Source organism: Burkholderia sp. BCC1998 (assembly GCF_905339875.1).
GTDB lineage: Bacteria > Pseudomonadota > Gammaproteobacteria > Burkholderiales > Burkholderiaceae > Burkholderia.
The window spans coordinates 1-21633 of the sequence record NZ_CAJPHE010000010.1 but is presented as its reverse complement, the minus strand read 5'-3'; the positions used below and the strand labels follow the sequence as shown (position 1 = coordinate 21633).

The window sequence follows — 21633 nt, the reverse complement described above, 5'->3', positions numbered from 1 at the left end:
CGGTGTTTTCACCGATCCGATTCTTTCCTCCGGGAAAGCGGCGTGAAGGATTGCCCCCTCTACGATGCTATGCGTCGGCCCTCTCGCTGTGGTCGGCAACAATCGGCATACATTACGTACTGCCAACAAACAGATTTCAATGCGGCAGCTCGGAGGAGACGATCTTGAAACGAAAAACCCTTGCCCTTTCCATCGCGGCGGCAGGCCTGTGCGCCGGCACCCAGGCGCAGGCGCAGTCGAGCGTGCAGCTTTACGGCCTGATGGACCTGAGCTTTCCGACCTACCGGACCCACGCCGACGCCAACGGCAACCATGTGATCGGCATGGGCAACGAAGGCGAGCCGTGGTTCAGCGGCAGCCGCTGGGGCCTGAAAGGCGCCGAGGACATCGGTGGCGGCACGAAGATCATCTTCCGCCTCGAAAGCGAATTCGTGGTCGCGAACGGCCAGATGGAAGACGAAGGCCAGATCTTCGACCGTGACGCTTGGGTCGGCGTCGAGGACGAGCGCTTCGGCAAGCTGACGGCCGGCTTCCAGAACACGATCGCGCGCGACGCGTCGGCGATCTACGGCGACGCGTACGGCTCCGCGAAGCTGACGACCGAGGAAGGCGGCTGGACCAACTCGAACAACTTCAAGCAGATGATCTTCTACGCGGCCGGCCCGACCGGCACGCGCTACAACAACGGCGTCGCGTGGAAGAAGCTGTTCAGCAACGGCATCTTCGCGAGCGCCGGCTACCAGTTCAGCAACTCGACCTCGTTCGCGACCGGCTCCGCATACCAGGTCGCGCTCGGCTACAACGGCGGGCCGTTCGCCGTGTCGGGCTTCTACAACCACGTGAACCACAACGGCTTCAGGAACCAGACGTTCTCGGTCGGCGGCGACTACTCGTTCAGCATCGTGCGCCTGAATGCCGGCTACTTCCGCTACAACGGCGACCAGGGCGCGCTCGGCCAGCGCCACGACGATTCGTGGACCGTGTCGATGAAGATCGCGCCGAAGGGCGCGCTCGACTACGAGCTCGGTTATCAGCAGATGCGCATCAAGAACGCCGCGTACAACGCCGACGGCTTCACGCCGAACGCGAACCTCGGCGCGTTCAGCCTGACCAACGGCGTCGGCAACGGCTTCAAGGAGACGATCTACGGGTCCGTGTTCTACCACCTGAGCAAGCGCACCGAGGTGTATCTGGCTGGCGACTACATGAAGCTGCATGGCGGCTACACGGTGTCGTCGACGTTCGGCGCGAAGAACCAGCTCGAACTGACGTCGGGCATCCGCACGCGCTTCTGACCCGAGGGCCGGTCATCCGCGCGGGGCCCGCCGGGCTCCGCCACACCCTCCATCCGGGATTCTCCATGCTGGCACGGCGGCGCATCGCGCTGACCGTGCCCTTTTTTTCGCCGTTTTTTCGTCGCTTTTGGCCCGCGAGCGCCCCCCGGGGAACGCCGGTCGGCCGCCGCCGCGACCACCGGCCCGAAGCCGCTTGCGGCCCGTCGGGCGGGCGATCGCGGCCGATGCGCGCACGATCGCCTCACATCGGTGCTTGACCTGCGCCGACCGACTCGCTAGCGTTTCGGGTTTGCCCGGGTGGCCATTGCCGCCGGTGCCGTGAGTGCGCCCGACGTCCTGGCGCACGCGGCCGGGCTCCGATGGAAAAAACGATGCAGAAACTCGATGCGGCGAGCCCGCAGGCGATGTCGACGGATTTCACCGCCGACAACGTCGCGCGCCTGAAGGCGCTGTTCCCCGAACTCGTGACCGAAGGCCCGGACGGCGCGTCGGTCGACGTCGACGTGCTCAAGGCGCTGGTCGGCGAGCGCACCGTCGGCGACGCCGACGAGCGCTACGGCTTCCACTGGCACGGCAAGCGCAGCGCGCGCCAGGCCGCACTCACGCCGTCGACGGGCACGCTGCGTCCGTGCCCTGCCGACAGCGTCGCATGGGACGACACGCGCCACCTCGTGATCGAGGGCGACAACCTCGACGTGATGAAGCTGCTGCACAAGAGCTACGCGGGCAAGGTGAAGCTCGTCTACATCGACCCGCCGTACAACACCGGCAGCGATTTCGTCTATCCGGACGACTTCAGCGACAGCATCCGCCACTACCTGGCGATGACGGGCCAGACCGAAGGCGGCGTGAAGCGCAGCACCAACACCGAGGCGAACGGCCGGTTCCACACCGACTGGCTGAACATGATGTATCCGCGCCTGAAGCTCGCGCACGCGCTGCTGTCCGACGAAGGGCTGATCGCCGTGCACATCGACGAGCATGAGGTGCATGCGCTCGTGCTGATGCTGCGCGAGATCTTCGGCGAGGAGAACGAGCTCGGCGTCGCCGTGTGGGACAAGCGCAATCCGAAGGGCGACGCGCGCGGCGTCGCGTACCAGCACGAATCGCTGGTGCTGTTCGCGCGCAACGCCGAGACGCTGCTCGAGCAGGCGCCGCTGAAGCGCCCGAAGCGCAACGCGCAGCGCATGCTGGATGCCGCGCACGACGCGGTGTACCGCAGCGGCAACGCGAAGGACGCGCAGAAGGCCTACCGCGCGTGGATGAAGGCGCAGACCAACCTGTCCGGCGGCGAGGTGATGTACGACCGGCTGTCGGCCGACGGGCGCGTGTATCGCCTCGTGTCGATGGCGTGGCCGAACAAGAAGAAGGCGCCGGACGAGTATTTCACGCCGCTGATCCACCCGGTCACCGGCAAGCCGTGCGCGATGCCGGCGCGCGGCTGGCGCAACCCGCCCGCGACGATGCAGGCGCTGATCGAGCGCGGCCAGATCGAATTCGGTCCGGATGAAACCACGCAGCCGCAGCGGATCTACTACCTCGACGAGAACATGTACGAGAACGTGCCGTCGGTGCTGCCGTTCGCCGGCTCCGACGACGCGCTGCTGAAGACGCTCGGCATCCCGTTCGACCAGCCGAAGCCGGTCGATTTCGCGGCGGCCGTGATCGGCTGGTGCACGCGCGGCGACGACATCGTGCTCGACTGCTTCGCGGGTTCCGGCTCGACCGGCCACGCGGTGATGCAGGTGAACGCGACCGACGGCGGCGCGCGGCGCTACATCCTCGTGCAGCTGCCCGAGGCGCTCGACCGCCGCGACAAGACGCAGCTCGCAGCCGCCGATTTCTGCGCGAAGCTGAAGAAGCCGCTGACGCTCGCGGAAATCACGAAGGAACGCCTGCGCCGCACCGCGCAGCAGGTCGCGCGCGACTACCCGGAAAGCTATGGCGACCTCGGTTTCCGCGTGTACCGGCTCGATACGACCAACGTGATCGAATGGGATCCGCGCCGCGACGACTTCGACCACGCGCTGTTCGCGTCCGTCGAGCACGTGAAGACCGGCCGCAGCGAGGACGACCTGCTCGCCGAACTCACGTTGAAGCTCGGCCTCGATCTGTGCACGCCGGTCGAGCATCACCCGGTCGCGGGCAAGACGGTGCACCTGATCGGCCGCTCGATCGTCGCGTGCTTCGACGCGCGTATCGCGCGCGACGACGCGGGCCCGCTCGCCGACGGCATCGTCGAGCTGCTCGACACGACGGGTGCCACGCGCGACGTCACGTGCCTGTTCCGCGACAGCGGCTTCGTCGACGACGTCGCGAAGCTCAATCTCGCCGCGCTGCTCGAACAGCACGGCGTGAAGCGCGTGCGGAGCCTGTGATGCGGCTGCATTTCGAAGCGGATCTCGACTACCAGCGCGAGGCGATCGACGCCGTCTGCGACCTGTTTCGCGGCCAGGAATCGTATCGCGGCGACTTCAGCGTGCTCGCGAACGCCGCGCCCGGCACGACGGCCGCGGCGCAAGGCTCGCTCGGTTTCGCGGTGTCGGAGCAAGGCGTCGGCAATCGGCTGTCGCTGACCGACGACGCGCTCGCGCGCAACCTCGCCGACGTCCAGCTGCGCGGCGGGCTGCCGCCGTCCGGCCAGCCCGGCTCGCGCGACTTCACCGTCGAGATGGAGACCGGCACCGGCAAGACCTACGTGTACCTGCGCACGATCTTCGAGCTGAACCGTCGTTACGGCTTCACGAAGTTCGTGATCGTCGTGCCGTCGATCGCGATCAAGGAAGGCGTGCACAAGACGCTGTCCATCACCGAGGATCACTTCCGCGCGCTGTACGCGGGCGTGCCGTACGACTACTTCCTGTACGACTCCGCGAAGCTCGGCCAGGTGCGCCACTTCGCGGCGAGCGCGGCGATCCAGATCATGGTGATGACGGTCGCCGCGATCAACAAGAAAGAGATCAACAACCTCTATAAAGACAGCGAGAAGACCGGCGGCGAGAAGCCGATCGACCTGATCCGCGCGACGCGGCCGATCGTGATCGTCGACGAGCCGCAGAGCGTCGACGGCGGGCTCGAGGGGCGCGGGCGCGAAGCGCTCGCCGCGATGGCGCCGCTCTGCACGCTGCGCTATTCGGCCACGCACGTCGATCGTCACCACATGGTGTATCGGCTCGACGCGGTCGACGCGTACGAACGCAAGCTCGTCAAGCAGATCGAGATCGCGTCGGCGATCGTCGAGGATGCGCACAACAAGCCTTACGTGCGGCTCGTCGGCGTGTCGAACCGGCGCGGCGCGATCAGCGCGCGCGTCGAGCTCGACGTCGCGACGGCGGCCGGCGTGAAGCGCCAGATCGTGACGGCGACCGACGGCGACGACCTCGAACGCCTGACCAGGCGCGCGCTGTACGCGGGGCTGCGGATCGGCGAAGTGCATGCGGTGAAGGGCGCCGAGTACGTCGAGCTGCGCCATCCGGAAGGCGAGGCGTTCCTGTCGCTCGGCGAGGCGTTCGGCGACATCGACACGCTCGCCGTGCAGCGCGAGATGATCCGCCGCACGATCCGCGAGCATCTCGACAAGGAATTGCGCCTGGCCGAGCGCGGCGTGAAGGTGCTGTCGCTGTTCTTCGTCGATTCGGTCGAACGCTATCGCCGCTACGACGAGAACGGGATGCCGGTGAAGGGCGACTACGCGCTGATCTTCGAAGAAGAATATGCGCGCGCGGCGCGTGTGCCGGCCTACCGTGCGCTGTTCGACGGCGTCGACGTCGCGCTCGAAGTCGAGCGCGCGCACAACGGTTACTTCTCGATCGACCGCAAGGGCGGCTGGACCGACACGAGCGAAAGCAGCGCCGCGGCCCGCGAGAACGCGGAGCGCGCGTACGGCCTCATCATGCGCGAGAAGGAAGCGCTGCTGTCGTTCGACACGCCGCTGAAGTTCATCTTCTCGCATTCGGCGCTGAAGGAAGGCTGGGACAACCCGAACGTGTTCCAGATCTGCACGCTGCGCGACATCCAGACCGAACGCGAGCGTCGCCAGACGCTCGGCCGCGGGCTGCGCCTCGCCGTCGACCAGGACGGCGAACGCGTGCGCGATCCGGGCGTGAACACGCTCACCGTGATCGCGACCGAGCGCTACGAGTCGTTCGCGGAGAACCTGCAGAAGGAAATCGAGGCCGATACGGGCATCCGTTTCGGGATCGTCGAGGAACACCAGTTCGCGGCGCTGCCGGTGCAGGAAGGCGACGGGCCCGCGTACGCGCTCGGCATCGAGCTGTCGCGCGTGCTGTGGACCCATCTGCACGAGCAGGGCTACGTCGACGCGCAGGGCAAGGTGCTCGACCGGCTGAAGGACGCGCTGCGACAGAGCGCGCTCGTGCTGCCCGCGGCGTTCGAGACGCTGCGCGCGCCGATCGTCGCGACGCTGCGCAAGCTGTCGGGCCGCTTCGCGGTGCGCAATGCGGACGAGCGGCGCGCGATCGCGTTGCGGCGCGACGCGTCGGGCAAGGCCGTCGTGTTCGGCGACGACTTCCGCGCGTTGTGGGACCGCATCCGCCATCGCACCGTGTACAGCGTCGAGTTCGACAACGCGAAGCTCGTGCGCGACTGCACGGCCGCGCTGCGCGACGCGCCGGACATCGCGCGCGCGCGGCTGCAGTGGCGCAAGGCCGAGATCGACATCGGCAAGGCCGGCATCGAGGCGATCGAGGTGGCCGGCGCCGGCACGGTGCTGATCGACGAAGGCGAGCTGCCGCTGCCCGACCTGCTCACCGAACTGCAGGACCGCACGCAGCTCACGCGCCGCTCGCTCGCGACGATCCTGGCCGACAGCGGCCGGCTCGACGATTTCCGCGTGAATCCGCAGCAGTTCATCGCGCTGGCCGCCGATGCGATCAACCGCTGCAAGCGGCTCGCGCTGGTTGCCGGCATCGCGTACCGGAAGCTCGGCGAGCGCCACGTGCATGCGCTCGAGTCGTTCGAAAGCGAGGCGCTGACCGGTTATCTGCGCAACCTGCGGCCGGATGCGCGGAAGTCGATCCACGAGGCCGTCGTGTGCGAGACCGACGCCGAGCGCGCGTTCGCCGATGCGCTGGAAGCGCACGACGGCGTGAAGCTGTACGCGAAGTTGCCCGCATGGTTCCGCGTGCCGACGCCGCTCGGCAGCTATCACCCCGACTGGGCGGTGCTCGCGGAGCAGGATGGCGGCGAGCGGCTGTACTTCGTCGTCGATACGCCGAATGCCGACGGCGACGTGACGAGCGAGCACGAGCGCGCGAAGCTCGCGTGCGGCGAAGCGCATTTCCGGGCGCTGGTGGACGGCGGAGCGGCCGCGCGGTTCGTGCGCGTCAGGCAGGCCGACGCGTTGTTCGGGCCTGTTGCAGCCGTCGCGCCGCTGGCGAGCGCGGGACGCTGAAACGAAGGGCGGCGACGAGCCGCCCTTTTTTCATGGCGCGGGCCGCGGCGCTGTTGCGATGCTCGCGTGTGCGGGAGCGAATCCGCCTGTCATTCGCGTGAAAGCGGTTCGTATTCTGGCGCGTTCGTGCGTGCGGTTACGGCTGGTTGCAAATCGGGGTCGATGCGCGACGAGCAACGCGACTCACCGCGGCGCCCCTTGGTCCGCTGGCAATGAAAGAGGGCGCCGAAGCGCCCTTCTTCCGCATGCGTGCGCCGCGCTTACAGCGTGTGGCCGAATGCGTTCCGATGCGCGTGGCGCGTGGACTTCGATGCATGCGCGGTGTGCCCGTGCGAGCGCCCGTGACCGCTGCCCGGCTGCGCGCCGGCACGATCGGCGATCGAATCGGAGCGATCGGCTGCGCGCGACAGGCCCTTGTCGCGGTCGCCCGCGTGCATGCCGTTCGAGTTGCTCAGCGCTTCACCGCTCATGTGGCCGGCGGACATGCCGCCCGCATTGGCACCCATGCCGCCCATCCCGCCGGCGCCATGGCCGCCGCCGTTGCCACCACCACCGCCACCGCCACCATTGCCGCCGCCCGCCGCCTGCGCGGAAACGGCGCCGAGTGCGAGCAGCGCAGCTGCGAGCACGGACAGATATCGTTGCGTTTTCATTGTTTGCTCCCTGGAGCGCGTTCGAGTGACTGCATTCTAGGTACGCGCGCGCTTCGTGCGGCGCGGCGTTGTAAATGATCGTAACGGCGCGCGCGGCGCGGTTTCGTCGGATCAATCCGCCGCTGTTCGGCATGCTTGATGAACCGGCCGGTCGGCCGCCACCCGACAAGGGAAACGAAAGGCGGAGACGGCGCGATCGCGCCGTTCCGCCGGTGGCTACGCTTACTGCGCCGGCTGCACGCCCTGCGCGGCGGCCTTGCGCTGCGCGGCCAGTTCCTGCTCGTGTTTCTTCGCCATGTGGCGGCCCACGATACAGCCGCCGACCGCGCCGACCACGGCGTGATGTCCCGCGTAGTGGCCGGCGACGCCGCCCACCACCGCGCCCTTCATGCAGCCCGCCGCGTGCGCGCTGCCGATCGTTGCGAGCGCGACGACGGCGGCCGCCGCGCTATACCTGATGTGTCGAATGGGCATCATGCGATCACGCTCCTCTCGTCGTCGTACTCGGTGTCCTCGTGAACCGGTTGCCCGGTTCAGTTCCAGCGGCCGCGCCAGCCGTCGCCGTCACGCCAGCCGCGCTCGCGCCACTCGTGCTCGCGCCATTCACGGCGGCGCCATTCGTGTTCGCGCCATTGACGCTCACGCCAGTCGTCATCGCGATAGTAGCCAACCGGCGCGTACGTCACCGGCGGCGGCGCGACGTAGACCGGCGCCGGCGCCGCATAGACGCCCGGCACACCGATGCCGACCGACAGGTCGACGTGGGCCGATGCGACGCCCGAAGCTGCCAGCGCCGCTACGCCGAGAACTGCACCGAGAATAAGTTTCTTGCTCATTTCGCGACTCCCTGCACGTGTCGTGCGTCATGTGACTACGGTTCGGAGTCTAGGCACCACGGGCGGACACAGGTGAAACCGGTGTGCGAGACCGGTAACGGACGTTTACGGAGGGGCGCGAAGCCTTGCGGGACAAGGGTGACGAGCGATTCGACACGCCGTTGCAACGACGCATCGAATCGGGAGAGTCGGGAAATTTTGCCGGCGCGCGGGCCGGCGACGCAAATCGCACGCGTCCCGCGCGCACGCCGTGCGAGCGGATCGCGACGACTCGCGACGACGTTACGCGCGGATATCGTCGACGCTGCGCAGCCAGTGCACGCTGAACAGGTGGTCCGCGTCGGTCCATACGGTGTCGGGCTCGAAGCCCGCACGCCGCGCGATCGCCTGGAAGCCGTCTATCGTGAACTTGTGCGAGTTCTCCGTGTGGATGCGTTCGCCGGCCTCGAAGCGGAACGCGTGGCCGCGCACGTGCACCGTCTGCGCGATATCGCTGACGAGATGCATCTCGATGCGCTGCAGCTCACGGTCGTAGAACGCGCAATGCGAGAACGCGTCGAGATCGAAATCCGCGCCGAGCTCCGCGTTCGCGCGGGCGAGCAGGTTCAGGTTGAACCGGGCGGTCACGCCCTGCGCGTCGTTGTACGCGTGATGCAGCGTGCGTTCGTCCTTCACGAGATCCGCACCGACCAGCAGGCCGCCGCCGCGCAACAGCCGCGCGGCGTCGCGCAGGAACGTATCGGCTTCCTCCGGCGAGAAGTTGCCGATCGTCGAGCCGGGAAAGAAGCCGATGCGCCGGCGTGGCGTGCCGGTCAGCTCGGCGAGCTGCTCGGCCTTCGTGTAGTCGGCCGCGAGCGGCGCGACGTCGAGCCACGGATACGCGGCACGCAGTCGCGCGGCCGCGCCGTGCAGGTAGTCGGCCGAGATGTCGATCGGCACGTAGCGCGCCGGCGCGTTCGCATAGTTGTCCGCGCACGCGTCGAGCAGCACGCGGATCTTCTCGAGCGAGCCCGCGCCGAATTCGACGATGTCCGCATGCGGGCCGACGCGCCGCACGATCTCGGCCGCGCGATCGCGCAGGATCCCGAGTTCGGTCCGCGTCGGGTAATACTCCGGCAGTTCGCAGATGCGATCGAACAGCGCGGAGCCGGCCGCATCGTAGAAGTATTTCGGCGGAATGCTGCGCGGCGTGCGCGACAGCCCGTCGATCAGGTCGCGCTCGAACGCGCTCGGCCGCGCATCGCGGGCGGGTTGCAGGCCACCGCTCGTGGCCGTCAGATCAGACGTCTCGCGCAAGTCGCACTCCCGTGAATTGCCAGCGCGCGGCCGGCGGAAAGAAATTGCGGTACGTCGGCCGTTCGTGCCCCGGCGGGGTCGCGATGCTGCTGCCGCGCAGGACTTGCTGGCCGACCATGAACTTGCCGTTGTATTCCGCAGCGACGCCCGCGAGCGGCCGAAAGCCCGGATACGGCTCGTAGGACGAACGCGTCCACTGCCATACGTGCCCGAGCATCTGCGTGATGCCATCCGCGCCGAACGCGGCCTCCCATTCGAATTCGGTCGGCAGGCGTGCGCCGGCCCATTCCGCATACGCCGCCGCCTCGTAGAAGCTCACGTGACACACGGGTGCATCGGGCGCGAGCGGCTCCACGCCGTGCAGGCCGAACGCGCGCCAGGCGTGTGCGGCTGCCGGATCACCGTCGTCGCCGGGAATCCAGTACGCGGGCCCTTGCCACCCTTCCCGCTGCACCGTCGCCCAGCCGTCGGACAGCCAGTATTCGGGGCGTGCATAGCCGCCGTCCGCGATGAAGGCCGCGAATTCCGCATTCGTCACGAGACGGTTCGCGATCTCGCACGGACGCACGAGCGCCGTATGGCGCGGCCGTTCGTTGTCGAACGAGAACGCGGCGCCATCGTGGCCGATCTCGACGAGCTCGCCCGGCTGATGCAGCCAGCGCAACGGGCCGGCATCGCCCGCGGCCAGGGCGGCGTGCCCGGCGTGCCCGGCGTGAGCATTGGCGCCGCTGCGCGGCCGGAACGCGGGCTTCAGCGGGTTGCACGAGAACGCGTGCAGCATGTCCGTGACGATCAGTTCCTGATGCTGCTGTTCGTGATGCAGGCCGAGCTCGATCTCGGGCGCGATCGTGGCGAGCAGCGCCGGATCGGCGCCGTCGAGCGCGCGCAGCATCGCATCGTCGACGTACTGCCGGTACGCGTGCACCTCATCGAGCGACGGACGCGTGAGCAGCCCGCGCTGCGGCCGCGGATGGCGGGGGCCGAGTGCTTCGTAATAGGAATTGAAGAGGAACTGGAACGCGTCGTCGAACGGCGCGTAGCCGCGCACGCGACGCATCAGTACGACGGTTTCGAAAAACCAGGTCGTATGCGCGAGATGCCATTTCACCGGACTCGCGTCGGGCATCGACTGCACGGCCTGGTCTTCGGCGGACAGCGTCGCGGTCAACGCGATGCTATGGGCGCGCACGTCCTGGTAACGGCGCTGAAGCTGGGATGCAAGGAGGCTCATCGGTTTACCGTTCACGTCGCGATTCGCTGCGTTGCGTTGCCGGAAAAAGGAAAGCCTTGCGCTCGGATGCGCGCGGCTGACGTGCGACCTTCATTGCTGCGTCGTCGGACAGCCGGCGCGCGCGCCGGGCCGCTGGTGCGGCGTGACTTCATCTGCCCGTGCAGAACAGTATGGGCCAGAAATGTGAACGTCGCGAATCGGATTTCTGGTGAAACGAGTGCGAAAGAAAAATGAAAGCATTGATCATGCGCGGGGCGGCGGCGTGACGAACCGTCGATGCCCGTCATGACGGCGGCTCGGAGGGTGAACGCAATGTGTATGCCCGCGGGTTCTCCATGCCGACGCCTCATGACATCCACGCCGGCGTCATGAAAGATCGGATGACCCGGGTTCGCCATGGGAGCGGCGCCATGGAATTGAAATCGGCACGGGTCCGCGCGTCGGTGTCGCGGACCACGACACCGCCGTTCAACCGCTCTGCCCTCCGCGCGCTTCCCCGTTTTTGAAGATTTTTTTGCGTCGATGTCACAGGCGCGCAGGGCTCGCTCGTCATATCGCCGGAACCCACACGAAAGGAGAAGGAACCATGACTGCGAAACTCAATCCGTTTGCCGCCGCGCCCGCATTGATGAAGAACTGGATGGCCGTCTCGGTCGCCGCTGCCGGGAGCCTCGAGCCGACGCTGATCGAGCTGGTCAAGATCCGCGCGTCGCAAATCAACGCGTGCGCGAACTGCCTTAACATGCACACCGTCGAGGCGCGCGAGCAAGGCGAGACGGAGCAGCGCATCAACCTGCTGGCCGCGTGGCGTGAAGCGCCCTGCTACACCGACCGCGAACGCGCGGCGCTCGGCTGGACCGACGCGCTCACGCGGCTGTCGGAAGGCCATGGCGCGCACGAGGCCGCGTATGCGGTGCTGAACGACCACTTCAGCCAGGAGGAACAGGTGAAACTCACGGTGATGATCAACGTGATCAACGGCTGGAACCGGCTGGCCGTCGGCTTCGGGCTGTGGATCGATCCCGCCGAGGCGAAGGCCGCTGCCGCGAAGATGGTGGCGTGATGACCCACCTCGATCCGGCCGCCGGCCGCGCCGCAGACCGGGCCGACGCAGCGGCGAGCTTCGACCCGCTGCGTCGGACGCTGATGCGCGTCGCGTACCGGATGCTCGGTTCCGTCGCGGACGCCGAGGACATCGTGCAGGAGGCGTTCATCCGCTGGATGGACGTCGACCGCACCGAGGTGCGCGTGCCCGAGGCGTTCCTGCGCCGCATGGTGATGCGCATGTGCCTCGACCAGCTGAAGTCCGCGCGGCACCAGCGCGAGACCTACATCGGCCCGTGGCTACCCGAGCCGGTCGTCGAGGAAGATGAACAGGAGGACGTCACGCTGCCGCTGATGCTCGCGCTCGAACGGTTGTCGCCGCTCGAACGTGCGGCGTTCCTGTTGCACGACGTGTTCGGCCTCGGGTTCGACGAGATCGCGACGACGATCCAGCGTGACCCGGCCGCCTGCCGGCAACTCGCCGCGCGGGCGCGCACGCATGTGCGCGAGGCGCGGCCGCGGTTTCATGTCGAGAAGCAGCGCGGGATCGAGCTGGCCGAGGCGTTTTTCGCGGCGTCACGCAGCGGCGACATGCGCACGCTCGGCGCGATGCTCGCCGAGGACGTGAGCCTGCATTCGGACGGCGGCGGCAAGCGCACGGCCGCGGGCAAGCCGGTGTTCGGCTTCGAGCGGGTGATGAAGGTGCACGCGCACCTCGCCGAGCTGTTCGCCACGCATGCGTCGAAGCTCGTGCGCGCGGGGTTCATCAACGGGCTACCGGGGTTCGTCACACTGGAAGCGGATGGCGAGCTGCAGACGACGGCTCTCGAGATCGAGGGCGGGAAGGTCGTCGCGATCTATGTCGTGCGGAATCCTGACAAGTTGAAGCATCTGCATTGATGCGTAACGAGCGGGGGCTTTGCGACCGCTTTTCGTGCTCTGCGCCCTGCTTTTACCCACTGCCGGCTGCCTGTCGTGCATGGATCGCACACGATGCATCTGCACATGCCTGCGCAGTTTCGGCCGCAAAAAGAAAAACGCCACGCGATGTTGCCGCGTGGCGTTTGTATGTTGGCGAGCCGGATTGCCTGTAGGCAATGCGAGCTGCCAGACCCCTTCATTTTGTTCGTTGGTAGGCTCGATTGGATTCGAACCAACGACCCCCACCATGTCAAGGTGGTGCTCTAACCAACTGAGCTACGAGCCTAAGAAGCCGCGAATTATAGAGAGGGTTTTGGAGGTGCGCAAGCCCCTTCGTGAAAATTTTTTGAATCAGGGAGGATGCGTTGGGGGATCGTCTGGCGCTCGAGGCAAACCGCAATCGCATCCGGGTTCATCCTCACTGCGACGTCTCCCCGGGCCCGCGTACGTTCCGTCATAATGGATTCGTCGCGAATCCCGGGCCGGGGGTTGCGAACGACAATCAAGAGCAGGAACCGGCCCGAGCCGGTCACGGGGAACAGGCGCGCGCGATGCACGATCCGCTCGCCACCTTGCACGAACCAGTAGCGCCTCGTGACGACGGCAGACCGCAACGCACGCGTAACGATATCGGGGTGGGTATGGTCGCGCTCAATCTGGTAATTCCCTGCTTCAACGAAGAAGCCGTGTTGCCGGAAACCGTACGCCGGCTCACGATCCTGCTTGACCAGCTTACCCGCGACGGCATCATCGACGGCGCGAGCGGCGTGACCTTCGTCGACGACGGTTCGCACGACCGGACCTGGTCCCTCATCGAAGGCTTCCATGCAGCCGATCCACGTATCCACGGCCTCAAGCTGTCGCGCAACCACGGGCACCAGAACGCATTGCTTGCCGGGCTCATGAGAGTCAACGGCGACGTGCTGATCAGTCTCGACGCCGATCTCCAGGACGACCTCGACGCGATTCCGCGCATGCTGCGCGAATACCAGTCCGGCGCCGAGATCGTATTCGGCGTGCGGCAGCGTCGCGACAGCGACGGCTTCTTCAAGCGCGTCAGTGCGCGCGGCTACTACCGGCTGCTGCGCCGCTTCGGCGTCGACATCTTGCCGGATCACGCGGACTTCCGCCTGATGAGCCGCCGGGCGATCGAAGAATTGCGCGGCTTCCGCGAGGTCAACCTGTTCCTGCGCGGCATCGTGCCGCTGCTGGGCTTCCGTACCGCGATCGTCCGGTACGACCGGCAGCCGCGCTTCGCCGGCGAAAGCAAGTACCCATTGGCGAGGATGATCCTGCTCGCGTCGGACGGTGTCGCGTCGTTTTCGACGAAGCCGCTGCAATGGAGCGCGTACGTTGGCGCGCTGCTCGCGCTGGCCTCGACCGTGTTCGGCATCTGGGCGCTGTCGATCCGGCTGTTCACCGACCGTTCGGTGCCCGGTTGGGCGTCCACCGTGATCCCGATGTATTTTCTCGGCGGCCTGCAGTTGCTGTTCCTCGGCGTAATCGGCGGCTATGTCGCGAAGATCTATTCGGAGACGAAGCAGCGCCCGCGCTTCATCGTCGAGAAGACGCTATGACAGGCCATCGGTCCTGTCGCGCAACACCCCGGCACGAGGCCGGCGGCGGCGGTATCTTACGGGGGGCGTCGTGCAATGGATGACAGCACGGTAAGCGGCCGCTTGCCGCGTGCGTGGCCATATCGCACAGCCGATCGCACGTTGCGCGCATTGTTCGTTGCGACGGTCGCCGCCGCCGGCCTGCTGTTCTGGCTCGCGCCGCACCCGCCGATGGTCGATCTTCCGCAGCATGCGGCGCAGGTCGCCACGCTGCGCGACATGCTGCGCGGCCAGTCGCCATGGGCGCCATTGCTGCGGATCAATCTGTTTACGCCCTACCTGCTCGGCTATGGCGCGGCGGCGCTGCTTTCGTTCGTGATACCGGTCGCGGCTGCGTTCAAGGTCATGCTGACCCTGTCGTTCTATGGTTTCGTCGCCGCGTACCTCGCACTGCGCCGGCGTCTCGGTACGGACCCGCGCCTCGACTGGCTGTGCGTGCCCGGATTCTTCGGCTTCGCATACGAGTTCGGTTTCTACTCGTACCTCGTCGCCGTACCGGTCGCGATGATCTTCCTGGCGCTCGCGCTCGACTATGCCGGGCGGCCGACAGCCCGCCGCGGCGCAATGCTGGTGCTCGTGAATCTCGCGCTGTTTTTCTCGCACGGACTACTCTTCGTGTTCGCGAACGCGATCGGCGTGCTGTTCCTGCTCGTGCGCCTGCGCCGGACCAGCATGTTGCCGCGCGTGCTGCTCGCCTCGTGGCCGTATGCGATCCTCGCCTCCGTCACCGTGCTGTACGCGGCGTTGCATCGTGACGTCGATCTGACGCCGATGTATCCGTTTACCGTGATGTGGGGGATCAGCCCGGTCGTGCGCGTGTTCGCGGCCGTGCTCTATCCGTGGGGTGTCGCCGGCGACAGCCGTTCGCTGCTGGCATTCCTGCTGATCGCTGCCGCACCGTTCGTGATGGCATCGAAACCGAACCGGCAAGTCGCCGCCTATGTACCGGCAATCATCGTGACCATCGTCTGGTTTACGGTGCCGCTGTTCGCGATCAACACGTTTTTCCTGTATCCGCGCTTTGCGCTGTTCCTGTTTCCGTTTTATGCGCTGATGTTCCGCGCGCCCGCACCGATGGAACCCGGCCGACGAATGCCGCAGCTCGCGCTGATGACGCAGTTGCTCCTTGCCGTGGTCTGCGCCGGTTTCATCGTTCAGCAAGGTGTCCGCGCGCTGCGCTTCGCCGACGAGAGCGCTGATTTCGACGTGGTTGCCAACGCGATCGAACCCGCACAGCGCGGTCTTGCGATCATGGTCGACAGGACGAGCCCGGCCGCCGGCAACCCGTATGCCTACGAGAACTTCGCGCTCTGGTATCAGGCCGAGCACCGCGGATTCGTCGATTTCAATGCCGCGCGGTTCCCGCCGCAGATCGTCCGCTTTCGGCTCGACCGGCTGCCCGGTGTCGGGCCGTCCGACGTCTCGCCGCTGCCGCTGTACCGGCACTTCGACTGGCAGCGGCACCAAGGGCGCCTGTACCGGTATTTCTTCGTTCGCGCCAAGACACCGCTGCCGGACACGTTTTTCGCCAATCCGGACTGTCGCGTCGTGCGCGTGAAGACGGCGGGCGAATGGTCGGTGTACGAGAAGCAGGCTTGTCGAGGCGATTGATTGCACTGCGTCGCATGCGGTGCGATGCGTCGCGCCACGTCGTGCACCGATCGCACCATCGGGAGATTGCGATGTCACCTGGATTCATCGCGGACGATACGCCGCGCTCGTATGACGAGATCTTCTACCGATACCAGCGCGAGGGATCGGCGCGGTCGGCGCATGGCGTGCTGCCCGGCGTCAACGCGCTGCTGAAGCCTGCAAGTATCCTCGACGTCGGTTGCGGTGCCGGAGCATGGCTCAGCGTGCATCGCCAGCTCGGCGTGCAGGACATCACCGGCATCGACGGCGACTATGTCGATCGTTCGATGCTGATGGTCGACCCCGCCGATTTCGTACCGGCCGATATTTCGAAGCGCTTCGATCTCGGGCGATCGTTCGATCTCGTCCAGTGCCTCGAAGTCGGCGAGCACGTGCCAAAGGCATCCAGCGAGGCACTCGTCGACAATCTCGTCCGGCACGGCAAGCGCGTGCTGTTTTCCGCCGCCGTGCCTGGCCAGGGCGGCGAGAACCACATCAACGAACAGCGCTACGAATTCTGGCGCGACCTGTTCGCGCGCCACGGCTACCAGCTGTTCGATTTCGTCCGGCCGATGATCGCCACGGACATGCGCATCGAGCCGTGGTACCGCTACAACCTGCTCTTTTTCGCTGCCGCCGACGAAGCGGAACGGCTGCCGGACGCGATCGGACAACACCGCGTCGACAGCCGTTCGGGCATACCGGACGTGTCGCCGCCCGGCTACAAGGCGCGCAAGTTGCTGCTGCGCTGGTTGCCGGTGCGCGTGAAAACCGGCATCGCCATGCTGAAGAGCCGGATGGTCGCCAACCGATTGAAGCGCCACGAGGAACACCGGTGAAACTGTCCGTCTACGTGCTCATTCTGGCCGGCGTGTTCCTCGCGGCAACCGGCCAGGTCGCGTTCAAGATCGGTGCCGACGGCCGCCATGCATTGACCGAATTCATCAATGCGTGGGTCGCGCTCGGGTTGCTCTGCTACGGCGCAGGCACGGTGCTCTGGATCTTCGCTTTGAGCAAGACCGGGCTCACCGTCGTGTATCCGTTTACCGCGCTTACGTTCGTGCTCGTCTTTCTGGCCGGAATCGTGTTCTTCGGCGAGCGCGTGTCGTATGCGCAATGGGGAGGCGTCGCGATGATTCTCGGCGGGCTGTATCTGATTGCCATGGTTCGATAGCGGGCGGACTGAGGCCGCAACTTATCCACAGCGCGCTATGGATAACCGTCCGGCAAGCCTCTGGATTCACAGTGGAACGATTGAGGATATGTCGGCGCGACTGTGAATCGACGGAAAGTTGTTCTGTGATGCACAGCGATTTTCCTGTGCATCGCCTGTGGTTATGCATTCCACTTCATGCTGAAAATTCAGGGCGTTACGGAAGTTATCCACTGTGAGGCTGCGGGCTTGTTAACTATCACTACGTATATATACGAACTCTGTTAACACCTTTGGATAAGCACAGTCCGCCGACTGTGATCCGGGCGGGATATGCACTGCGTGCGGTGGATGGATCAAGCGAAGCCGAAGCCGGCGACCAGCTCGAACGCTCGTATCTGTAGAATCGCCGGGGTTCGGGATCGTTGTCGGTTCAAGGGCGAGCGATTCAACGTGAAGTTCGATCCCGACGATCGATGAAGGCTCCCGTCAATGAGATGCTGGTGATCGATATTGCTGGCTGCGTCGTGGGTGCTCATGACCGATGCGGCTGCACAAGGATCCGTTATGACGACCACGCCACCGTCGTACGACATGACGGACGACACGACGCTGGAGTCCGTGCGGCCGTAGCGCCCGATTGTCGCGTGTGGACAACCGGCACGCAAAACAATCAGGAACGCTGTGTGCCCCCTCGGAAACACATTGATTCGAAGCGCTCACGCGCATGCGAACAACCCGTGAGCGGCCGAATCGAAATCCTGTGTACCAGCTCGGCGAGGGCGATGTGGATATCGCGACCCAAAGACACTCGAAATGCTGTGCGGGTCGAAGGTGAGTGATTCAACCAGAGACGGCATGCCGAGTCGCTGCGGCCGATGTGGATATCCTGCGTCCAGAAGACGCCAAACCCTGTGACGTCGGAACCGAAGTGGGTCTACCCATCCGGGAACGCACCGCGACGAGGTTCGCGGTGTGGACAACCACCACGAAAGCGAATTTAAACGCTGTGACCCCGAACGGTGAACGCGAGCGCTTTCAGGCTTGTCGAACCGCATCGGACGGACCGCAGTCAGCGCACAACGGCCACCAACGGACAGCATATCGTCCAGCTCAAATCTGCTGATCGAGCGCCCTCACGACCGCGTGCTCACCAAGACTATCTACAGGCCCGACCACCGCGAAGTTGAGCCCATTCACCGACCCATACCGCGCCAGCAACGACCCATCCACGCGTTGCCCGGCCGGCAGCAGCCGATGTTTCGATTCCGCGGGCCGGAGATAGAAGCTCAGCGTCCGCCCGGCGTCGTCCTCATAGAGCACCATCGCGGCCGTGGCCCCACTGTCCGTCGTAAACAACCGTCCGCCGACCGGCCTGAACCCCGCCGCACTCAAATCCGGCAGCCTCGCCGATGCCCCGACGCGGCGGGTGAGCCACCCCTGCAAATCGCCCGCACCGTTCGGCCGGAAATCCACCTTCGCGGTTTGATCGACCACCATCATCCGGTAAGCCTCGACCGCATCGCTCATCGGCGCAATCGGCGGCGCCGCGTTCCACCCGCGCGCTTGCCACCCACCGAACGTCCCGAGCCCGATACAGAACACGAACGAAGCCGCCATCGCGAACCGCACCCGCGAGCGCTCCGCACGCTTCGCACGAATCGCCGCCGGATCCAGCGCAGGATTCTCGCCAGGCATCCGCACGCCTTCGAGCGCGGCCCGCAACCGCTGAGCATCCTGCTGCCATTGCTTCACCTGTTCCGCACTCTCCGGATGCAGCGCGAGATATCGCTCGACCGCGGCGCGCGCATCGTCGTCGAGCTGGCCGTCGACATAGGCCTGGAGATCGTGTTCGTCGGGACGGAGCGTATTCATTTCATCAAACGGAGAGAAGGAGCGGGAAGCTCGCCGTCGCTGAGCTGGCGCAGCGCCTGGCGGGCGCGGGAGAGTCGCGACATCACGGTGCCGATCGGCACATCGAGCAGGTCGGCGACTTCCCGATACGTGAAGCCCTCGACCGCGACGAGCAGCAGCAGGCTGCGCTGCTCGTCGGACAAACGGCCGAACGCTTCGAGCGTCGCGCGCGCGGCCACCTCGCGTTCGGCGGACGGCCAGTGCGCCTCGTCGTCGCTGCGGATGCGGCCGAGCAGCCACGCATAGCGCTTCGCGCTGCGTTTGCCGTCGAGAAACTGCCGGTAAAGGATCGTGAAGAGCCAGCTGCGCAGCGACGCGTCGTCGCGGCGGCTCGCCCAGCGCGACAGCGCACGCTCGAGCGTCGACTGGACGAGATCGTCGGCCGCGTGGACGTCACGTGCCAGCCAGAGCGCGAAGCGTCGCAGCCTGGGGATGAGTTCGCGTAATGCGTCGTCGTCGGGGGCGTTTGAGGGCATGGCCGGGGGCGCGAGCCGATAAGCGTGGAGATGCCGCGTAGGACGCCGGTCGGCGCCGCTTATTCCGTCAGCATACGAAAAATTTCTTCATGGAATAAAGCGGCGCGGGTGGCGTCCTACACGCGTTCGACAATGATCTGACGATCGGGAGTGCATCCATGAAGCAATCATCCTCTTCTTCACCGCCGTGCGAGCCTGGGCGCGGAGGGTGGCGCTGGGCCGTGATCGGCGGCGCGGTGGCCGGCGTGGCCGTGGCGTTCGGGTATGTCGGCGGCTGGCTCGCGCCGGCGCGACTGACCCCGCACCGGCTCGTCGACGCGCTGCAGACGGCCGGCGGCGAGCATCCGGGTTTCCGGCGCAATCACGCGAAGGGCGTGTGCGTGACCGGTTACTTCGAAGGCAACGGCGCCGCGAGTGCGTATTCGGTCGCGCCGTTCTTCAAGGCGGTGCGCACGCCGGTGGTCGGCCGCTTCGCGCTGCCGGGCGGGAATCCGTATGCGCCTGACAGCAGCGTGCCGATCCGCAGCCTCGCGCTGAAGCTCACCGCACCGGACGGCCAGCAATGGCGGACCGGGATGAACGCGATGCCGGTGTTTCCGGTGGCGACGCCGAAGGCGTTCTACGCGCAGTTGCTGGCGACCCGGCCGGATCCGGCGACGGGCAAACCCGATCCGGCGAAGGTGAAGGCGTTTTTCGGCGCGCATCCGGAGACGGCCGCGTTCCGCGCCTGGGTGAAGGGTGCGAAGCCGAGCGCGAGCTACGTCACCGAAAGCTATTACGGGCTGAACGCGTTCTACTTCGTCGACGCGGCCGGCAAGCGCCAGGCGGTGCGATGGCGCGTCGTGCCGGAGCAGACGGCGGGCGCCGGGGACGTCGCGACGGCCGCGGATCCGAACGTGCTGCAGCAGGACCTGACACGGCGCATCGCGGACGGCGCGCAGAAGTGGAAGCTGCTCGTCACGCTGGCGGAACCCGGCGACCCGGTGGACGACGCGACGAAGACCTGGCCCGCGCAGCGGATGACGATCGACGCGGGCACGCTCGTGCTCGATCGCGTGGAGCCGCAGGACAGCGGGCCGTGCCGGGACGTGAATTACGACCCGACGGTGCTGCCGCAGGGGATTCAGGTGTCGGGGGATCCGTTGCTGGCGGCGCGGTCGGCGGCGTATGCGGATTCGTATCTGCGCAGGACGAGTGAAGAGGCCGGCGTGGCTGGCGCGGCGCGATTGAGTGCGGAGGGACGATGATGAAGGCTGCTACGACGTTTGGCTTGCCGGCGAGGCTGCTGCATTGGGTGATGGCCGCGATGATCGTCGCGATGCTGTTCATCGGGGTAGGAATGGTGGCGTCGGTTTCCGGGCGGCACGATTTCCTGGTGGCGTTGCACAAGCCGCTGGGGATTGCCGTGCTGGTGCTGGTGTGTGTGCGGATCGTGGTGCGGCTGTCGTCGAAGCCGCCGGCGTTGCCTGAGGATTTGCCTTGGTGGCAGAAGGTTGCCGCGTATGGGTCGCATCTGGTGCTGTATGCGCTGATGCTGGCGATGCCGCTGATCGGGTGGGCGATGCTGTCGGCTGGCGGGTATCCGGTGACCTTGGGCGGCGGCGTGCAGTTGCCGGCGATCGTTGCGGCTGATCCGGTCGCGTTCGCCTGGCTCAGGGTCGCGCATCGCGTGCTGGCCTATCTGTTCTTCTTGACGTTCCTCGCGCACTTTGCGGCTGCGCTGTATCACGGGCTGATTCGACGGGACGGCGTGGTGAGGGCGATGGTTGGGCGGTAATCGACAGAAGATCGAGTTCGCTGCGGCGGGGCGGTTCACGGGCGACCGAGGCTGCTCCTGCCGTGTTGCTTATATATGACCGCGGCGGCGGCGCAGCGCGCTCCCGGCCTAGCACGTCAAAAATATTTCACAAAAGGGGTTGCGGAGACCGGGGCGGGTGCTTAGAATCACGCCTCTTTCGCGCTAACGGAAACGCAGCGCGGGGGAAAGAAGGGAAGCGGTGCTGTTGAAGTCGGTTTTAGCGACTCCAGTGCATACGAATTTAAACCGCAGTCGTCGCAACGAAGTAGTTAAAAAAGTTGTTGACGAGTTTTAAAAAACGGTTGATAATCTCGCTTCTCTGCTGCTGAAAACGCAGCGCTGCTGAGAAACACGG

Annotated in this window: 19 protein-coding genes and 1 tRNA gene; 11 read left to right on the top strand and 9 right to left on the bottom strand. The window is 66.1% G+C overall.

Annotation, left to right across the window (positions count from 1 at the left end; all coding sequences use genetic code 11):
• Positions 1–164: 164 nt before the first annotated feature.
• The 3 genes from U5A56_RS18610 to U5A56_RS18600 all read left to right on the top strand — a co-directional run bounded on the left by U5A56_RS18610 (position 165) and on the right by U5A56_RS18600 (position 6708).
• Positions 165–1295 carry a porin gene (locus U5A56_RS18610; protein ID WP_321923923.1) on the top strand — a complete coding sequence of 377 codons (1131 nt, stop codon included), beginning with the start codon at positions 165–167 and terminating at the stop codon, positions 1293–1295.
• Positions 1296–1654: 359 nt separating this feature from the next.
• Positions 1655–3673 carry a site-specific DNA-methyltransferase gene (locus U5A56_RS18605; RefSeq protein WP_321923922.1) on the top strand — a complete coding sequence of 673 codons (2019 nt, stop codon included), beginning with the start codon at positions 1655–1657 and terminating at the stop codon, positions 3671–3673.
• On the top strand, positions 3673–6708 hold the full coding sequence (locus tag U5A56_RS18600; protein WP_321923921.1) for a type III restriction-modification system endonuclease: 3036 nt from the start codon (positions 3673–3675) through the stop codon (positions 6706–6708). Before U5A56_RS18605 ends, U5A56_RS18600 begins: the two co-directional genes overlap by 1 nt.
• A gap of 260 nt (positions 6709–6968) precedes the next feature.
• Here the strand turns inward: U5A56_RS18600 and U5A56_RS18595 are convergent, their stop codons facing one another.
• The 6 genes from U5A56_RS18595 to U5A56_RS18570 form a co-directional block, all read right to left on the bottom strand.
• Positions 6969–7361 carry a hypothetical protein gene (locus tag U5A56_RS18595; protein WP_124571517.1) on the bottom strand — a complete coding sequence of 131 codons (393 nt, stop codon included), beginning with the start codon at positions 7359–7361 and terminating at the stop codon, positions 6969–6971.
• 222 nt (positions 7362–7583) lie between these two features.
• Positions 7584–7838, bottom strand: a complete 255-nt coding sequence (locus U5A56_RS18590) for a glycine zipper 2TM domain protein (RefSeq protein WP_044845180.1) — start codon at positions 7836–7838, stop codon at positions 7584–7586.
• Between the two features lie 56 nt (positions 7839–7894).
• On the bottom strand, positions 7895–8197 hold the full coding sequence (locus U5A56_RS18585; RefSeq protein WP_044845179.1) for a hypothetical protein: 303 nt from the start codon (positions 8195–8197) through the stop codon (positions 7895–7897).
• A 282-nt stretch (positions 8198–8479) separates the two neighbouring features.
• Positions 8480–9493: an L-histidine N(alpha)-methyltransferase gene (egtD, locus tag U5A56_RS18580; protein WP_321923920.1), complete on the bottom strand. Its 1014-nt coding sequence runs from the start codon at positions 9491–9493 to the stop codon at positions 8480–8482.
• Positions 9477–10724: an ergothioneine biosynthesis protein EgtB gene (gene egtB, locus U5A56_RS18575; protein ID WP_321923918.1), complete on the bottom strand. Its 1248-nt coding sequence runs from the start codon at positions 10722–10724 to the stop codon at positions 9477–9479. Before egtB ends, egtD begins: the two co-directional genes overlap by 17 nt.
• A gap of 11 nt (positions 10725–10735) precedes the next feature.
• A complete protein-coding gene (locus U5A56_RS18570; protein WP_193759835.1) occupies positions 10736–11011 on the bottom strand; it encodes a hypothetical protein in 276 nt (91 codons plus the stop codon).
• A gap of 299 nt (positions 11012–11310) precedes the next feature.
• Between U5A56_RS18570 and U5A56_RS18565 the strand changes: the two genes are divergently transcribed.
• Both U5A56_RS18565 and U5A56_RS18560 read left to right on the top strand, forming a co-directional pair.
• Positions 11311–11787, top strand: coding sequence for a carboxymuconolactone decarboxylase family protein (locus tag U5A56_RS18565; RefSeq protein WP_124893300.1), 477 nt, complete (start codon positions 11311–11313; stop codon positions 11785–11787).
• Positions 11787–12668, top strand: a complete 882-nt coding sequence (locus U5A56_RS18560; protein WP_321923915.1) for a sigma-70 family RNA polymerase sigma factor — start codon at positions 11787–11789, stop codon at positions 12666–12668. The genes U5A56_RS18565 and U5A56_RS18560 overlap by 1 nt, the downstream gene beginning before the upstream one ends.
• A gap of 230 nt (positions 12669–12898) precedes the next feature.
• Here U5A56_RS18560 and U5A56_RS18555 read toward each other — a convergent pair.
• Positions 12899–12975 (bottom strand) — tRNA-Val (locus tag U5A56_RS18555).
• Positions 12976–13330: 355 nt separating this feature from the next.
• Between U5A56_RS18555 and U5A56_RS18550 the strand changes: the two genes are divergently transcribed.
• From U5A56_RS18550 to U5A56_RS18535, 4 genes are all read left to right on the top strand, one after another.
• Positions 13331–14266 (top strand): glycosyltransferase family 2 protein, encoded by a 936-nt coding sequence (locus U5A56_RS18550; RefSeq protein ID WP_044845175.1) that lies wholly within the window; start codon positions 13331–13333, stop codon positions 14264–14266.
• A gap of 141 nt (positions 14267–14407) precedes the next feature.
• Positions 14408–15916, top strand: coding sequence for a hypothetical protein (locus tag U5A56_RS18545; protein ID WP_321923913.1), 1509 nt, complete (start codon positions 14408–14410; stop codon positions 15914–15916).
• Positions 15917–15987: 71 nt separating this feature from the next.
• The gene (locus U5A56_RS18540; RefSeq protein ID WP_321923911.1) at positions 15988–16776 is read left to right on the top strand and encodes a class I SAM-dependent methyltransferase; all 789 of its coding nucleotides are present in this window, start codon (positions 15988–15990) and stop codon (positions 16774–16776) included.
• Entirely contained in the window at positions 16773–17111 is a 339-nt protein-coding gene (locus U5A56_RS18535; RefSeq protein ID WP_124486771.1) for an EamA family transporter, read from the top strand. Before U5A56_RS18540 ends, U5A56_RS18535 begins: the two co-directional genes overlap by 4 nt.
• A gap of 1092 nt (positions 17112–18203) precedes the next feature.
• Here U5A56_RS18535 and U5A56_RS18530 read toward each other — a convergent pair.
• Together U5A56_RS18530 and U5A56_RS18525 are read right to left on the bottom strand one after the other, a co-directional pair.
• Positions 18204–18965: an anti-sigma factor family protein gene (locus U5A56_RS18530; protein WP_044845172.1), complete on the bottom strand. Its 762-nt coding sequence runs from the start codon at positions 18963–18965 to the stop codon at positions 18204–18206.
• Positions 18962–19480, bottom strand: a complete 519-nt coding sequence (locus tag U5A56_RS18525) for a sigma-70 family RNA polymerase sigma factor (protein ID WP_321923908.1) — start codon at positions 19478–19480, stop codon at positions 18962–18964. The genes U5A56_RS18530 and U5A56_RS18525 overlap by 4 nt, the downstream gene beginning before the upstream one ends.
• A 158-nt stretch (positions 19481–19638) precedes the next feature.
• Here U5A56_RS18525 and U5A56_RS18520 point away from each other — a divergent pair, with 158 nt between their 5' ends.
• Both U5A56_RS18520 and U5A56_RS18515 read left to right on the top strand, forming a co-directional pair.
• Entirely contained in the window at positions 19639–20727 is a 1089-nt protein-coding gene (locus tag U5A56_RS18520; protein WP_321923906.1) for a catalase family peroxidase, read from the top strand.
• Positions 20724–21257 carry a cytochrome b gene (locus U5A56_RS18515; protein WP_321923904.1) on the top strand — a complete coding sequence of 178 codons (534 nt, stop codon included), beginning with the start codon at positions 20724–20726 and terminating at the stop codon, positions 21255–21257. Before U5A56_RS18520 ends, U5A56_RS18515 begins: the two co-directional genes overlap by 4 nt.
• The last annotated feature ends 376 nt before the right edge of the window (positions 21258–21633 follow it).